The organism is Thalassiella azotivora, assembly GCF_054781695.1.
Window position 1 is genome coordinate 1 of sequence record NZ_BAAGTX010000053.1, and the last position, 1,335, is coordinate 1,335.

Annotated in this window: 2 protein-coding genes; both read left to right on the forward strand. The window is 68.5% G+C overall.

All coding sequences use genetic code 11. The features are described from left to right. Positions 1-61: 61 nt before the first annotated feature. The gene (locus tag ACYVQV_RS18950) at positions 62-379 is read left to right on the forward strand and encodes a transposase (protein ID WP_461024871.1); all 318 of its coding nucleotides are present in this window, start codon (positions 62-64) and stop codon (positions 377-379) included. Next, positions 376-1,326 (forward strand): transposase, encoded by a 951-nt coding sequence (locus tag ACYVQV_RS18955; protein ID WP_461024872.1) that lies wholly within the window; start codon positions 376-378, stop codon positions 1,324-1,326. Before ACYVQV_RS18950 ends, ACYVQV_RS18955 begins: the two co-directional genes overlap by 4 nt. Positions 1,327-1,335 lie beyond the last annotated feature (9 nt).

Sequence of the window (1,335 nt, forward strand, 5' to 3'; positions counted from 1 at the left end):
CTGTCGCGCGTCAGGATTCGTGGCAGGGCTGTTGTGTCAGTCCTGAAGGAGAATCCACGACATGGGAAGACCGCCTTCGATCCCGGCTGAGAAGAAGACCCGGATCGTGTTGAGCGTGTTGGCCGGCGAGATGACGATCGCCGAGGCCGCGCGTAAGGAGAAGGTCAGCGAGCAGTCGATTGGCCGATGGAAGGCCGACTTCCTGGAGGCCGGCAGGACCGCGCTGACGGCCGGCAGGTCCGGACCCTCGACCCGGGAGGAGCAGCTCGAGGCCGAGGTCGCTGACCTGACCCAGGCCCTGGGTGAGGCCGCAGTCGAGCTGCGGGTCTGGAAGAAGTCCGCGGAGGGCCGGCTGGGCCCTTCGAGGACCTCGAGGTGATCCGCGTCGAGGCGGGCATGTCGACCGCGAGGTTCTGTCGGCTGATCGACATGCCCGAGCGGACCTGGCGGCGCTGGCAGGCCAAGACCCGCGCCGGTGGCCGGCCGAAAGGGCCGTGGCCACGCCCGGCCCGGGACTCGGCCAAAGAGGTGATCCTCAGGCACGCGCTGGCGCACCCGGCGTGGGGGCACCGCAAGATCTGGGCGATGGTCCGCCACGACGGTCACGTCGTCTCTGAGGCGACCGTGCTGCGGCTGCTGCGCGACGAGGGGCTGATCCTGCCGGCGCACTACCAGCGCGAACGCCGCAAGCTCGCCGAGCGTCGCAAGGCTGCGTTCGCGACCGAGCCGACCGGCGCGAACCAGGTCTGGCAGCTGGACTTCTCCGAGTTCGAGACGACCAGCGGCGGCACCTGGCGGTTGGCCGGCTGCCGGGACTACTGGTCGAAGTACGAGTACCCGTTCCACGTCTCCCCGACCGCGAACCAGTTCGATGCGATCGACGCGGTCGAGCTCGCCCTGGCCGACTACGAGCAGTTGTTCGGACACCCGCTCGTCGAGCAGTGCGACGTTGATCTGGACACCGGCGAGATCAAGCCGGTGCTGACCATCGTCACCGACAACGGCGGCCCGTTCCGCTCCTTCCGGTTCGAGGCGTTCATCGCCGCCCGCCCCGAGCTGGCCCACGTCCGCACCCGGGTCAAGACGCCCGGGCAGAACGGCTCACGTGAACGCGGATTCGGCACCCTGAAGTACGAGCGGCTCTACATCGACGAGATCGACGACGCCGTCATGCTCGCCAAGCACGCCGAGGACTACCGGCTCGAGTACAACCAGACCAGGCCGCACGAGGCCATCGCCTGGAACCGGCCCCAGGAGGTGCACCTGGGCCTGGCCGACCCGACCACCCCGACATTTCTAGCGACCGGAACCCTGCCAACTACTTGACGCGGGACA